The 12,641-nt window shown below is 52.5% G+C and carries 18 protein-coding genes; 8 read left to right on the top strand and 10 right to left on the bottom strand.

What is annotated here, in order from left to right; translation table 11 throughout:
* Window positions 1-16: 16 nt before the first annotated feature.
* From COA65_09305 to COA65_09275, 7 genes are all read right to left on the bottom strand, one after another.
* Window positions 17-697, bottom strand: coding sequence for a hypothetical protein (locus COA65_09305; protein PCJ57576.1), 681 nt, complete (start codon window positions 695-697; stop codon window positions 17-19).
* Window positions 698-712: 15 nt separating this feature from the next.
* Window positions 713-1,339, bottom strand: coding sequence for a chemotaxis protein CheZ (locus COA65_09300; protein PCJ57575.1), 627 nt, complete (start codon window positions 1,337-1,339; stop codon window positions 713-715).
* A 9-nt stretch (window positions 1,340-1,348) separates the two neighbouring features.
* Window positions 1,349-1,735 carry a two-component system response regulator gene (locus COA65_09295; protein ID PCJ57574.1) on the bottom strand — a complete coding sequence of 129 codons (387 nt, stop codon included), beginning with the start codon at window positions 1,733-1,735 and terminating at the stop codon, window positions 1,349-1,351.
* A 95-nt stretch (window positions 1,736-1,830) separates the two neighbouring features.
* Window positions 1,831-2,502, bottom strand: coding sequence for a hypothetical protein (locus tag COA65_09290; protein ID PCJ57573.1), 672 nt, complete (start codon window positions 2,500-2,502; stop codon window positions 1,831-1,833).
* Window positions 2,503-2,510: 8 nt separating this feature from the next.
* Complete coding sequence (locus COA65_09285; protein ID PCJ57572.1) at window positions 2,511-2,960, bottom strand: hypothetical protein; 450 nt, start codon at window positions 2,958-2,960, stop codon at window positions 2,511-2,513.
* Window positions 2,957-4,114: a flagellar motor switch protein FliM gene (locus COA65_09280; GenBank protein PCJ57571.1), complete on the bottom strand. Its 1,158-nt coding sequence runs from the start codon at window positions 4,112-4,114 to the stop codon at window positions 2,957-2,959. The genes COA65_09285 and COA65_09280 overlap by 4 nt, the downstream gene beginning before the upstream one ends.
* A gap of 11 nt (window positions 4,115-4,125) precedes the next feature.
* The gene (locus COA65_09275; GenBank protein ID PCJ57592.1) at window positions 4,126-4,701 is read right to left on the bottom strand and encodes a flagellar basal body protein FliL; all 576 of its coding nucleotides are present in this window, start codon (window positions 4,699-4,701) and stop codon (window positions 4,126-4,128) included.
* Window positions 4,702-5,030: 329 nt separating this feature from the next.
* Here COA65_09275 and flgF point away from each other — a divergent pair, with 329 nt between their 5' ends.
* The 4 genes from flgF to COA65_09255 are packed head-to-tail and all read left to right on the top strand — an operon-like array spanning window position 5,031 to window position 8,304.
* The gene (flgF, locus tag COA65_09270) at window positions 5,031-5,747 is read left to right on the top strand and encodes a flagellar basal-body rod protein FlgF (protein PCJ57570.1); all 717 of its coding nucleotides are present in this window, start codon (window positions 5,031-5,033) and stop codon (window positions 5,745-5,747) included.
* A 35-nt stretch (window positions 5,748-5,782) separates the two neighbouring features.
* Entirely contained in the window at window positions 5,783-6,568 is a 786-nt protein-coding gene (flgG, locus tag COA65_09265) for a flagellar basal-body rod protein FlgG (GenBank protein PCJ57569.1), read from the top strand.
* A 10-nt stretch (window positions 6,569-6,578) separates the two neighbouring features.
* Window positions 6,579-7,553: a flagella basal body P-ring formation protein FlgA gene (gene flgA, locus COA65_09260; GenBank protein ID PCJ57568.1), complete on the top strand. Its 975-nt coding sequence runs from the start codon at window positions 6,579-6,581 to the stop codon at window positions 7,551-7,553.
* On the top strand, window positions 7,543-8,304 hold the full coding sequence (locus COA65_09255) for a flagellar basal body L-ring protein (GenBank protein ID PCJ57567.1): 762 nt from the start codon (window positions 7,543-7,545) through the stop codon (window positions 8,302-8,304). The genes flgA and COA65_09255 overlap by 11 nt, the downstream gene beginning before the upstream one ends.
* Window positions 8,305-8,386: 82 nt before the next feature.
* On the opposite strand, the gene dksA is transcribed toward COA65_09255, so the two are convergent.
* The 3 genes from dksA to COA65_09240 form a co-directional block, all read right to left on the bottom strand.
* Window positions 8,387-8,803 (bottom strand): RNA polymerase-binding protein DksA, encoded by a 417-nt coding sequence (gene dksA, locus COA65_09250; GenBank protein PCJ57566.1) that lies wholly within the window; start codon window positions 8,801-8,803, stop codon window positions 8,387-8,389.
* Window positions 8,804-9,026: 223 nt separating this feature from the next.
* On the bottom strand, window positions 9,027-9,446 hold the full coding sequence (locus COA65_09245; GenBank protein PCJ57565.1) for a flagellar assembly protein FliX: 420 nt from the start codon (window positions 9,444-9,446) through the stop codon (window positions 9,027-9,029).
* On the bottom strand, window positions 9,436-9,651 hold the full coding sequence (locus COA65_09240) for a hypothetical protein (GenBank protein ID PCJ57564.1): 216 nt from the start codon (window positions 9,649-9,651) through the stop codon (window positions 9,436-9,438). Before COA65_09240 ends, COA65_09245 begins: the two co-directional genes overlap by 11 nt.
* Before the next feature lie 123 nt (window positions 9,652-9,774).
* Here COA65_09240 and flgI point away from each other — a divergent pair, with 123 nt between their 5' ends.
* From flgI to flgK, 4 genes are all read left to right on the top strand, one after another.
* Window positions 9,775-10,944, top strand: coding sequence for a flagellar biosynthesis protein FlgA (gene flgI, locus COA65_09235; protein PCJ57563.1), 1,170 nt, complete (start codon window positions 9,775-9,777; stop codon window positions 10,942-10,944).
* Entirely contained in the window at window positions 10,944-11,285 is a 342-nt protein-coding gene (locus COA65_09230) for a chemotactic signal-response protein chel (protein ID PCJ57562.1), read from the top strand. Before flgI ends, COA65_09230 begins: the two co-directional genes overlap by 1 nt.
* Complete coding sequence (locus tag COA65_09225; protein PCJ57561.1) at window positions 11,257-11,694, top strand: hypothetical protein; 438 nt, start codon at window positions 11,257-11,259, stop codon at window positions 11,692-11,694. The genes COA65_09230 and COA65_09225 overlap by 29 nt, the downstream gene beginning before the upstream one ends.
* 6 nt (window positions 11,695-11,700) lie before the next feature.
* On the top strand, window positions 11,701-12,641 hold a 941-nt coding region (gene flgK, locus COA65_09220; protein ID PCJ57560.1), incomplete at its 3' end, for a flagellar hook-associated protein FlgK.

Raw genomic sequence — 12,641 nt, 5'->3', positions numbered from 1 at the left:
CTAGGCCTCCATCCCTTTATCCATCGGATTTTCGAAAAAGAACTTCGTCGTCGTTCTTGCTGCGGACACGGAAAAGAAGCCGCAACCGACCAAGGTTGCTGTCATCAATGCCCGCGTAAAGATAAGCCGGCACCGTACCCAGTGCGACCATTCGACGCGCGATGTTTCCTACGCGCGCCATTTCCAGGGTTTGTCTGGACGCGGATTTCTGCCGGAGCATCGACGGGCTGTCGATCATGATGCCCATGTCATAGCGCAGGCCAGCGGGGCCGAATGTCAGGATATCCCGAATCTTGACGAAAAGCGTTTCGTATTCTTTCCGGACCTCTGCCTTTCCAGGCACGAATATTTCGTCAGCGACGAGAAGAACCTCCAGCAAATTCCCATGAATCAATATATCGAACTGGGCAACCGGCATGGCGTTTTCGAACAATTGTTCAACATCGCTCAAGAAGCGGTTTGAAACGAGTGGCGCCTCAACGTCGGAACTGTAGACCGGACGCGAACTAAGCGGCCCAAAATCAGAATTAAAAGTCGCTGTCAGGCTATCCAACACCGCTTTCGTCCGCTGTTCATCAAGGGTTGAAATAACATTTAGCAGTACAAAAAAAGCCAAAAGCAAAAGATAGAGCCCAACGAATAAGACAACGCTGGGATCATTTTGTTCTTTTATTTCAAGATCTTCAAAGGCGTCCATCGCTTGCCGCCATTGCTAATCCAGATCGCTCAGCAGTGCGTCAATTTCTTCCTGGCTTTTGCCTGCACCAGGAAGCTGCGGACCATTCAGCAAGGACCGACTGTCTTCCTGCTCTTTCTGATCGCTGCCATCCTTTTTTTCCTCTGCAGAGGGCAAGCTGGAACCGAAGGCGGCAACCAGTCCCTGTACCTTTTCCTCGATCTCTTTAAGAGTCGCAACAATCTTGCTGATCCGCTGACCGGTGATATCCTGAAAGCTGCATGCTTCGTATATATTCGTAACCGCCTCATTCAGCTTTGTGCGAATCTCATCGTCCACTTTCTCAAAGACGGCCTCGATTTTCTCAGCCGAATCGAGAATCTCACCCGTCGCGCGCTCAGTCGCCATAACAATGGCGTCAAGCTCGTCCGTCGCCAACGGAATGTGCTTTTCTTGAATTTCATCCGGAGAGAGAGCCGCAATATCCTGTTTTGCCTTTTGAATGAAGACAGCGAGCTGTTCAAACTCCTGATAAAGCTTTACCGCAGGGCCAGAAAGGTCCCCCTCCATTGTCTCAACGACGGATTGAACAATACGAATAATCTCGTCCGTTCGATTCAACGTTGTCGATGCTTCAAGAGCTTCCTTTGCACAACTGGCCATAACGGGTTCCTAGAAATCGCCAAATACACTAACGAGCTTCGTTTTTAGAGTCTCCGCATTGAAAGGCTTGACGATGTAATTCGAAACGCCAGCCTGCTTTGCCACGATGACGTTTTCCGTCTTGCTTTCAGCCGTAATCATGATGAAGGGAATTTTCTTTAATTTTTCGTCCGCACGCACTTCTTTCAGCAACTCAATCCCTGTCATCGGCTCCATATTCCAGTCCGAGATGATGAGACCAAATTCCTTTTCCCTCAATTTCTGCAAGGCCCTGCTACCGTCCAATGCATCTTCTATGTTGTTAAAATTAATCTGCTTTAAAAGGTTGCGTATGATTCGGAGCATCGTTTTATAATCATCTACAACCAGGATCCGCATGTTCCTGTCGATTGCCATTCCTTAACTCCACTCGGTATGATCTTCTCAGACGTTCCTGAATAAAAACCATACGGTTTTCCGGTTAAATTATGGTAAATGAGGATTTTTTAAATTCATCCTCCAGGAGTTGGAAGCTGGCGACGTTGCGCGAGTTCGGTGGTTATTGCCTCCGCTTTAACGGGGTCCATCCGGGCAATGACGGGAGCAACTTTTGTCTCTTTCATGCCCTCAATAACGTCTAGAAGAATCGGCATTTCAAGCCGCTCAAAAATCCTTGCGGCATTTTTTGGCTTCATCGTTTCATAAATTTTAACAAGGCTTTTGAGTTTCGCTTTTTCTTCTTTATCGTGCCGCTTTAGATAACTTTTTATTGTTTCCTGAATCGCTTTCAGCTCTGTTATTTTTTTATCGATCCTAAGTTCGGTCGCCCTTAGCAGATCCTCACGCCCAACCAACTGTTCGGCATGGGCCTCTAATATCTGGCGGCGATCAAGCAGTTGCTGAAGGACATCAATTTCAGCCTGACTAAGCTCTTCCGGGTCCAGGTCCGGTTCCTTGGAAGCGACTTCAACGACCGCACCCTCTGCGGCATCACCATCCAGATCCGCGGCAGACTTCTTGGCCTGATCGTCGGCACTGACATCCGTATTGGCGGTCTTTGATTCCGCGGCGGAAACGGCCGTGCCTTCCAGCGAAAGCCCTTCCCAGAACCCGCCGACCTTTATGCCAAGCATCAGCACCAGGGTAAAAATCATAAGTGGAAGAAGCCGAAGTCGCATTGCCATTTATTTTCCTATCGAACGGACTGAAGAGCTTCGATCAGCTCGTGCTCGGCCACGGATTTCTGTGGCGAACGCGATGGCACGGGCCGTGCCGGCGAAGCGATTTTCACCCTCCCCGCCTTGCCCGTTGTGTGCGCATTTCCGCCTGCCCGGATCGAACGATCCAGACGGTCGGCGGCGGTTTCCCCGCGATCGGCCAAGAAAGCGAGGTCGTCGCACAGGACACCCGCCAGATTTGTCTGTTTCTGCAGCGCCTTCGACGATACGTCCGCAACGGCTTTGAGCCGATGAATGTTTTCTTCTGCCAGCTGCGTGGCAGCGTTAAAATTGGAGAGTGTATTTTCGAAGGTTTTTCTTTCCTTTCGAAGCGCCCCCAAACGTCTGTTTAAAACAACCGCATAAACGAGGGTTGCCACCAGAAGGCCGATAAGAAGGCTGTCAAGAAGCAGGGAAATCGTCACGTTCCTTCTCCATTCGCCAATTTTTCCGAAAGCTTTGAACTGTCAATCTGCACGGCCATGTGGCCACCCTTGCGCCCTATCTTTCCGACAAACAGAGGCACATCGCTACAACGCAATTGCACACTGCTTTCCGGGGTCGCATTCAAAAGTATCTGTTTTCCAACCGTCAGGTTCATGACCTCCCCCAACGGGACATCAACCACGTCGAGAACGGCTTCGATCTCCACGTCCATGCGCCACAACTCGCTGGCGAGATGCTCCTCCCAGATCGTATCGCGTCCAAATTTTTCCCCAAGAAACATCTGCAAAAGCAACTCGCGGATTGGCTCAAGCGTGGCATAGGGCATGACGAGTTCCATTTGCCCTCCACGGTCCTCCATATCTACCCGCAAAACCACATGAATGGCGGCGTTTGCATTGCGGCAAATGGTAGCAAAGCGCGGATTTGTTTCCAGCCGCTCAAGTTGAAAGGTGACGGGGCTTAGAGGTTCAAAGGCGGCACTTAAATCCGCTAACACAATGGACAGCATGTGCTGAATCAGTTCCCGCTCGATCGTTGTATAGGGACGCCCCTCGACCCGTAGGATCGTTGTCCCGCGGCGGCCGCCAAGAAGCACGTCCACGATCGAATAAATCAGCGCGCTATCAATCGTTAACAAGCCATAGCCGTCCCACTCCTCGGCCTTGTAGACCCCCATCATTGCCGGCAGTGGAATTGAATTCAGATAATCTCCGAAGCGAACGGAGGTAATACTTTCAAGCGTTACCTCAACATTGTCGGACGTGAAATTCCTAAGGCTTGTCGAAAGCATCCGAACCAGGCGATCATAAATAACCTCCAGCATCGGCAACCGTTCGTAAGAAACGAGCGGACTGTTGATAATCGCCTTGATACCAGTATCGTTGTTTAAGCTGTCGCCCTCGTTAAAGCCGAGAAGCGAGTCAATTTCATCCTGATTAAGGACTCGCGTCTTTGTCCCGGATGCGCTCGCATTGCCGCCCTCTTCGCCTTCACCACTCTCATTCTCGTCCTCATCGGCCATCGCCTCCCATTCGGCAGCGAGACGGTCCTCCTCGTTAAGAGTGGCGTCTTCCCCGGATTCGGACGGCGTGCTTTCCGTTTCTATCGATTCGGCGTCTGTTGGCTCTACCATTTAAATATCTCTTACTGAATCAACATTTCTTTGAAGAGGATGTCTTTCACCTTGGCGGGCGCCGCAGCGGCGGTAACACGTCGAAGCAGCTCCTCGCGCAGACGGTAAACGCCCGCCGAGCCGCTTAAATCCTCAATCCGTAATTCCCGAAGATAGATCTGAAATTTATCAACGATCCGTGGCATGACGGCTTCAATTCGTGGGATATCCTCCGGGTCCTCAAGTTCCAAATTGACGCTGATTTTTAGATAGCTGGCCTTTCTTCCCTTCGAGTTGAGATTCACCAGCATTTCCGGAAGTTCATAAAAAACAGCTTGCTTCACCTCACCTTCAACCACAGCCTCGCCCACCTCTGCGATGGCGTCCTCGTCTGACATGTCGTTATCAAAAAGCATGAAAACCAACACCGCGCTGATGGCAATCGCCAGCACGGCGGGCAGAATGTAAAAGAGAACAAGCTTCTTTCCGGAAATCTTTTTTGCTTCCGACCCCTGTTCTTCTTCTCCCTCTTCGCCTTCTTCGGTTTCGTCCGAGGCTTCCGCCTCGGTCGCTTCGGTGTCTTCGACTTCCTTTTTGGACTTTGCCATTCCGCGTCCTTGAGCTTTGGTTCGTAGCGCCCAGACCGCACAACCGGCCAAAGGCGACTTGAATGCAGCAAAGGTAGGAAAGAAGGGTTAACAGGTGGTTGAAATGCCGTAATCTTTTGACGGCCACCATATGGGCGCATGCTATCCGTGTTCCTCTACAGCACCCAATCCGCTCGGCAAGCGGCAATAACTGCCGGGCAACCCCTTCCCCTGGCAGGGCCTGTCCCCTGCGCAGAACCTCATCAACCCATGAAAATCAAAGAAAATATCTATTGGCACGCGCCATGCATCCCTTGCAATGCAGCCACATCTTCAGCGAGGGATGAAGAATGGGAACACCAGCTCTAATCAGCCTATCCAGGCAAATGCTTATGAAGCGTCAGCTTTCTGTTATTGCCAACAACATCGCCAATGTGTCGACGGTAGGATTCAAAAGCGAAAACCTTCTATTCGCGGAACATTTAGCGAAGGCAGGCAAAAGCGAACCGGTTTCTTTCGTCCAAAGCACCGGCAGCGTCCGCGACCGCTCGATGGGAAAGCTCATCGAGACAACGAACCCGTTGGACCTGGCGATCCAGGGAAAYGGCTATTTCGCCGTCGAAACGCCCTTCGGCACACGTTATACGCGCAACGGTCACTTTCAGATGAACGAGTTGCATCAGATCATCACCAGTGACGGCCACCCTCTCCTTTCCGACAACGAGCGCCCAATTACGCTGCGGCCGGATGAGCAGGAAATTACGATCTCCCGCTCCGGCGAAATTTCGTCGGAAAGCGGAAAAATAGGAAAAATCGAGCTGCACCGCTTTGCAGATGAAAATGCCCTTATCCGAATGGAAAATGGCCTCTACCGCTCGGAACTTCCGCCCGAGGAGGCCAAAACCGCAGAAGTGTTACAGGGCAAGCTTGAACAGTCGAACGTCGAACCAATTTCGGAAATCACAAAAATGATTTCGTTGGCGCGCGCCTATGAATCGGCAACCAAACTGATCCAAGGAGAAAATGATCGCAAACGCCGCGCGATCCAGGCTCTAACGCGGATGTAAGCAGCGCAGTAGCTGGTATAAAAAAGGATTGACCAATGAGTGCTTTAGATATTGCAGCGACAGGWATGTTGGCACAGCAACTAAATGTTGAAGTGATAGCCAACAACATCGCCAATATGAACACGACCGCCTACAAGCGACAACGCCCTGAATTTCAAGACCTTTTATATCAAAACCTGGAACTTGTCGGCTCCACATCAAGCGATAGCGGAACGGTCGACGCCTCTGGCGTACAGATAGGAACGGGCGTACAAACCTCTGCCGTTTATAGGATTACGGGCCAGGGAAATTTGGTCAGTACGGAAAATACGTTCGATCTGGCTATTGAGGAAAAAGGCTATTTCCAGGTCGAATTGCCGAACGGGGATACGGCATATACGCGGGCGGGATCTTTCCAGCTTAGTCCAAACCGGGAAATCGTAAATTCGGATGGCTACCGAATTCTTCCCGGCATCACCATCGCCGCAGATGTCACCGAAATAACGATTAATTCGACCGGGGAAGTTCTGGTCAAGGTGGCGGGACAGGTCACCCCACAAAATGTTGGGCAATTCGAACTGGCTGTTTTCCCGAACGAAGCCGGCCTTCAGGCGACTGGCAGCAACATGTTTTTGGAAAGCGCCTCCTCTGGCAACGCGACCACCGGCACGCCCGGCTCGACCGGCATCGGAACCATCATCCAAGGGTTTCTGGAATCTTCAAACGTCAACATGGTGACAGAGATTACAAGCCTTATCGCCGCGCAGCGTGCCTATGAGATGAACTCGAAAGTTATTCAGACATCCGACGAGATGATGCAAACGGCAAACCAGGTAACTTAGGGGACGAGCGATGATTAAGCGGATTACGCGAACGCTTCTTTTTCTTGCGGTTTGTGTTGTGCTAACGCCTGCCGTCTGGGCCAAGCCCATTTTGCAAGAACATGCGCTTATCGAAGGCGACATTATTCACCTTGGCGACCTTTTTAAGAACGCCGGGGATAAAGCGGATATCGCGATCGCCAAGGCGCCAGCGCCTGGCGCGCGAATTGTCCTCGATGCGAAACGCCTGACCAGCATTGCCAGGGCCTATAAATTTCCCTGGCGGGCATCCTCCCGCTTCGCACATATAATTGTCGAGCGTTCCGGAAAGCCCGTCCCTCAGGAAGCCATCGAAACGGCCCTAAAGAAAGCGCTTCGCGAACAAGGTGCCCTGGAAAATATGCTGATAGCACTTTCCAGTCGCGAGTCGCGTGTTTACGTGCCGATGGATCGCCTYGCRACCGTCGCCGTGAARCATCTGGAATACAACAAACGAAGCCAGTTTTTTTCTGCCATTCTCGTCTCACCMGCRAACGATTCATTCGCGAAAGAGTTTCGCGTAAGCGGTAAAGCCCACGCAACCGTCCTCATCCCTGTCCTGCGCGAACGCGCAGATCATGGCGACATTCTTCGCAAAAGGAACATCCAGTGGGTCCGGATGCGGACGGATCGGATCGGGTCGAACGTCGTGACAACCACCGGCGATCTTATCGGAAATACGCCGCGCCGGATGATCCTGGCCGGAAAGCCCATCCAAAAAAATGAGGTGCGTCAGCCCATTCTTGTCGAAAAGGGAAAGCTTGTGATGATGACTTACAACACTCCCTACATGACCTTGACGATGAAAGGGCGTGCCATGGATAAGGGTAGCCGGAACGATATGGTTCGCGTGATGAACGTTCATAGCAAAACGGTCGTTGATGCGATCGTCATGGGCCCAAACAAGGTTAGCGCCTATGCCTTCGACACCGTCGCGATGCAAGGAGAAACACGCCATGTACGCTAGATCTTGCGCACGACTATTGCACCTTGCTGCCCTCATACTAATGGCGTCGACACTGGCCAGTTGCAATACGTTGACGCGGTTGTCCCAGGTCGGCGAAGAGCCAAAACTTGCGGCCATCCAGAACCCGGTGAAGAAACCAGACTACCAGCCGGTAAGCCTTCCCATGCCAGCGACACAGCCGATTTCATATCACGACAATTCCCTATGGCGGCCCGGCGCACGCGCCTTTTTCAAGGATCAGCGCGCGGCGCGCGTTGGCGACATTCTAACCATTACAATCGAGATCTCGGACAACGCAAACATCTCAAACACAACGACCCGCACCCGCAAGAACGAGGAAGATGCCTCGCTTTCAAAATTTCTTGGCTTTGAAGCCAGCTTGGGGACGGTTTTGCCAGAAGCGATCGACCCAACGAAGCTTGTGGACCTAGACAGCACGACAAATTCCACAGGCACGGGCACTGTTAATCGCAGCGAAACCATTAGCCTGAAAATTGCTGCCGTTGTTACCCAGGTGCTTCCAAACGGAAATCTAGTGATTAGCGGGCTTCAGGAAATTCGGATAAATCACGAAGTCCGGGAATTGCACATCGATGGCATCGTGCGTCCCGAGGACATCACTGCCTCCAATATCGTGAGTTATGAAAAAATTGCAGAAGCCCGCATCGCTTATGGCGGCAGGGGCCAACTTTCGGACGTTCAGCAACCGCGCTATGGCATGCAAATTTACGAGAGCCTCTTCCCGTTCTGATGTGGTGCCGTTTATCTGAATAAGAAAAAGGGCCAATGTAACCATTGGCCCTTTTTTATTTTTACGTCGCGTTGAAAGACGCCTAATCGTCGCGATGGCTCTTTTCCATGCGCTCGTGACGCTCCTGCGCTTCAAGGCCCAGCATCGCAATTGGACGCACTTCCAGGCGGCTCAGACTGATTGGCTCGTTCGTCTCGACACAATACCCATAGGTACCGTTTTCGACTCTAAGAAGCGCTTCGTCGATCTTTGCAATCAGCTTGCGTTCCCGGTCCCGGGTCCGAAGCTCAAGGGATCGATCCGTTTCAAGGGATGCCCGGTCTGCTACGTCCGCCTCATGTCCACTTTCCTCACGTAAGTGCACAAGCGTTTCCTTGGATTCCCTCAGAAGTTCTTCCCGCCAATTAAGTAATTTACGGCGGAAATATTCCTTCTGGTGCGAATTCATGAACGACTCGCCTTTGGACGGGCGGTAATTTGCAGCAAGTTCGGCTTTCATCGGATGATTTTTCACTTCTCACAAAATCTGCGAAATTTGGCAGCGGAGTATAGGTAGCAAGGCCTCGGGCCGCAAGATTATAGAGGATGAAAAAATAGCGGTGGTTTTAACCTTAGAAAAATAAAAACATCTTTTTTTCAATGGGTTGTTTGACGCCTTCCGCAAGCTTTCCATGTCGTCGGCCAAACGCACCCCTTCGCCCACGCCAATTTATCCATTTTATCTAGAAAGATTCTTCGTATTTGGCGAGTTCAACGGCGACGCGAAGTTCGATTTCGTCAAGGATGCCGGCGAGTTCTGGATCCATTACCTTGACACGTTCCGCGCGCAGGCGGCCTCGAAGTTCGCGAAGCCTGGCAGGCTCGATCCTACCCAACAGGAGGGAATGGCGAAGCGCGTCGAGCTGATCAAGCAATCCATGCGCGAAAGCCTTGGCCCGAGAAGACGTCTCATCGGCGTCATCGCGCACCTCTTGAAGCGCCAACAGCCCATTTACCCCTGCCGGGGCCGCTTTAGTCGTTGTGCCAGCGGATGCTGTCTCTTGCAAATGCGAAGCAAACGCGCTGCCGCCTCCGGCGCGCGCCTTTTTTTCGGTGCGGCGAAGCGGTGCATTACGACCTGGGCCGGTAACATTAATTTTCATTCGAAAAGATGTGGTTATAAGGACCTGTCAGACAAGGATCGGTTTTCGTCATTAAAAACTCGTTAAGCCACACCGCGCATCCCTGCAAAACGGTGAGCAGAAACGTGACCGAACCGCCTGCCCGATAGAAACAATAGGACCGATAGGGTCGGCAAATTTTTCCGCTTTTTGCATCCAACCCCCTCCCTTCTTGCCGGGCAGCCATCGTCTCCGGCTCCCGCACATAAAAAATAACCTTTTAAATCAAAGAATTATACAGGAACTCCCACATGGCATGGCTTTCGCAACTTGTTAACCGCCAGGAACAGCATCAACGGGTTAAAAGCGAATGCCGGGGAAAAAAAGATTTTGCAGGGTTTCAACAAGAGGACGGCGGCGACATCGTCTGATCGCGCTTTTTAGCGTCATCTGTCTTATCGCGAGTGGCTTTCCGGCATGGCCGGGAAACGCCTCGGTGCGAATCAAGGACATCACCGATTTTCAAGGTGTCCGGGACAACCTTCTGGTTGGTTATGGCCTTGTTGTCGGCCTGGATGGTACGGGCGATTCCCTGACAAACGCGATCTTCACGAAACAAAGCCTGATTGGCATGCTTGAGCGGCTTGGCGTCAATGTCCGGGGTGAAAGCATCAAAACGGACAACGTAGCTGCCGTCATGGTGACCGGGACGCTGCCGGCCTTTGCAAGGCATGGTGGACGCATTGACGTTTCCGTAAGTGCCATGGGGGACGCGGAAAGCCTGCTTGGAGGCACCCTTCTGGTAACGCCCATGATCGGTGCCGACGGAGAAATCTACGCCGTCGCCCAGGGGCAGGTCGCAACTGGCGGATTTTCAGCCTCTGGGGGTTCCGGATCCAGCGTAACGAAGGGCGTTCCGACGAATGGCCGCATTGCCAACGGCGCCATTGTCGAGCGCGCCGTTGATTTCGATTTGGGCAGCCTGAAAAGCATCAACATCTCGCTACGCAATCCCGACTTCACGACATCGCGGCGCATTGCCCAGGCCATCAACGGACATTTGAACACACCGGCAGCAAAAAGCCTGGACCCATCCACCGTGAGACTTCAGGTGCCGGATGCCTATACGGCGAACATCGTCGCTTTAATCACGGACATCGAACAACTGACCGTTCAGCCGGATCAACCGGCACGCGTCGTCATTGATGAGCAGTCCGGTACCATCGTCATGGGCGAAAAGGTGACGATCAGCACCGTTGCGATTGCCCAAGGCAACCTCACCATTCGCATCACGGAAACCCCGCAAGTGTCACAGCCGAACGCTTTCTCCAATACCGGCACAACGACAACCGTGCAACGGTCCGACATCGAAATCGACGAAGGTGACGGAAAGCAATTGGCCATTTTCACCAGCGGCGTCGATCTACAGGAACTCGTAAATGGGCTGAATGCCCTGGGAATTGGGCCGCGCGACCTAATCACGATCCTCCAGGCCATCAAGGCGGCGGGTGCCCTGCAGGCAGAAATCGAGGTGATGTGATGGACGCTCTTAAATCACCCGTCGATTTTTCGATCATCGCACAACAGCGTCACGGGGAACCAAAGATCCCCACCGTACACAATGCGGAGGACGCCCGCCGGGCGGCCGAGGACTTCGAGGCGTTCTTCCTTGCCCAGATGGTCGGAACGATGTTCTCCGGCATCAAGACGGAAGGGCCTTTCGGTGGCGGGTTTAGCGAAACGATCTACAAATCCATGCTGGCGGAAGAATATGGAAAGGCCATGGCCCAGCGGGGCGGCATAGGCATCGCCGATTCGGTGCAGCGGGAAATCCTAAAACTGCAGGAGGTGGATGGCCATGCACATGACCGCTCGAATTGAAGACCTAACGGCAGTGACGGAGCAGTTGATCGTTCTGATGGATCAGGAAACATCCCTGCTGCACCAACACCGCCATGAGGATATCCGTGGCCTGCAGGTGGAAAAGACTGAGTTGACCCACGCCTATGAAGGCCATCTACGTGGTTTGCGCGAACGGCCAGAAAATCTGCAAAACATCGAGTTTGGCCTTCTCGACCGACTGAAGACCAGCAACATCGCCTTTCGCAAGTCAACCCAGTCGAATGCCTTGGCCCTGAAGGCCGCGATGGAGGCAAACAGCCATGTTCTGCGCGCCGTAGCCAGGGCCGTATCGGAACTGAACGCCAGTGGCGACGGGTACAAACGTAACGGCAAGGCGCTTGGAAAATCGGCATCGGGCGTTTCCATTGCCATTGATCAGGAATTATAGACGCCCATGTCGCTTAACGTCTCACTCCTTACGGCAATTTCAGGTTTAACCGCCACGCGGACCGCCATTGACATGGCGAGTCAGAATATTGCCAACGCAAATACGGAAGGCTATTCACGCAAGGCGGTCAATCTGGAAGCCCAAAATATTCTTGGAATGGGTGCCGGCGTTCGTGTTTCAAGCATCACACGCAGCGTCGATGAGTTCTTGCTACGGGATTTACGAGTTCAGACTGGATCTCTCGGCGCGACGCAAATTCAAAAACAATTCTTCGACCGCATGCAGGACCTTTTTGGATCGCTTAGCTCCAATTCGTCGCTGTCAAACCAGATTACGGGTCTGGACACCGCCCTCCAGGCGCTGGCCGTCACGCCAGAAGGGGTTTCGCAACGTCTTGATGTCGTTAACGCAGCCCTGACCATGGGGCAGCGATTCAACGCCATGTCGAACGATATTCAGAAGCTTCGTCTTGAAGCAGAGGTCGAAATTTCAGCCGCCGTTCAGGACGTGAACCTGCAGCTTTCGACGATCGCCGATCTGAATTTACGAATATCCAAACTTGTCGGAAGCGGAAAACCGGCAACAGAGCTGGAAGACCAGCGGGACATGGCCCTTAGCAGGCTTTCCGAATATATGGATATTTCCTATTACTACCGCGGCAACCGGGAAGCCGTCGTTTCCATTGGCAGTGGGGATTCACTTGTCGACCGCATGGCTCTGCCGATCAGCTTCACGCCATCCTCATCGGTCAGTGCGGCAAACAACAGCTTTGCCCCCATCACCTTAAACGGCGAAGATATTACGGACCGCATCCGTTCCGGGAAAATACGGGGTCTGATTGATCTTCGTGACACGTCACTTTCACAACTTCAGGCGGAACTTGATTCGCTTGCCACAAATCTTCGCTTTGAGCTCGACAAGGTGCACAATCAGGGCGTCGGACTGCC

The organism is Rhodospirillaceae bacterium (genome assembly GCA_002746255.1).
Classification (GTDB): Bacteria; Pseudomonadota; Alphaproteobacteria.
This window is presented reverse-complemented; position numbering and strand designations above follow the sequence as displayed.

What these genes read in the sequence shown, in the direction of transcription:
- COA65_09305 (PCJ57576.1), bottom strand. Translation starts at nt 697, where the DNA reads ATGGACGCCTTTGAAGATCTTGAAATAAAAGAACAAAATGATCCCAGC.
- COA65_09300 (PCJ57575.1), bottom strand. Translation starts at nt 1,339, where the DNA reads ATGGCCAGTTGTGCAAAGGAAGCTCTTGAAGCATCGACAACGTTGAAT.
- COA65_09295 (PCJ57574.1), bottom strand. Translation starts at nt 1,735, where the DNA reads ATGGCAATCGACAGGAACATGCGGATCCTGGTTGTAGATGATTATAAA.
- COA65_09290 (PCJ57573.1), bottom strand. Translation starts at nt 2,502, where the DNA reads ATGGCAATGCGACTTCGGCTTCTTCCACTTATGATTTTTACCCTGGTG.
- COA65_09280 (PCJ57571.1), bottom strand. Translation starts at nt 4,114, where the DNA reads ATGGTAGAGCCAACAGACGCCGAATCGATAGAAACGGAAAGCACGCCG.
- COA65_09275 (PCJ57592.1), bottom strand. Translation starts at nt 4,701, where the DNA reads ATGGCAAAGTCCAAAAAGGAAGTCGAAGACACCGAAGCGACCGAGGCG.
- COA65_09255 (PCJ57567.1), top strand. Translation starts at nt 7,543, where the DNA reads ATGTACGCTAGATCTTGCGCACGACTATTGCACCTTGCTGCCCTCATA.
- dksA (PCJ57566.1), bottom strand. Translation starts at nt 8,803, where the DNA reads ATGAAAGCCGAACTTGCTGCAAATTACCGCCCGTCCAAAGGCGAGTCG.
- COA65_09245 (PCJ57565.1), bottom strand. Translation starts at nt 9,446, where the DNA reads ATGAAAATTAATGTTACCGGCCCAGGTCGTAATGCACCGCTTCGCCGC.
- COA65_09240 (PCJ57564.1), bottom strand. Translation starts at nt 9,651, where the DNA reads ATGGCTGCCCGGCAAGAAGGGAGGGGGTTGGATGCAAAAAGCGGAAAA.
- flgI (PCJ57563.1), top strand. Translation starts at nt 9,775, where the DNA reads ATGCCGGGGAAAAAAAGATTTTGCAGGGTTTCAACAAGAGGACGGCGG.
- COA65_09230 (PCJ57562.1), top strand. Translation starts at nt 10,944, where the DNA reads ATGGACGCTCTTAAATCACCCGTCGATTTTTCGATCATCGCACAACAG.
- COA65_09225 (PCJ57561.1), top strand. Translation starts at nt 11,257, where the DNA reads ATGGCCATGCACATGACCGCTCGAATTGAAGACCTAACGGCAGTGACG.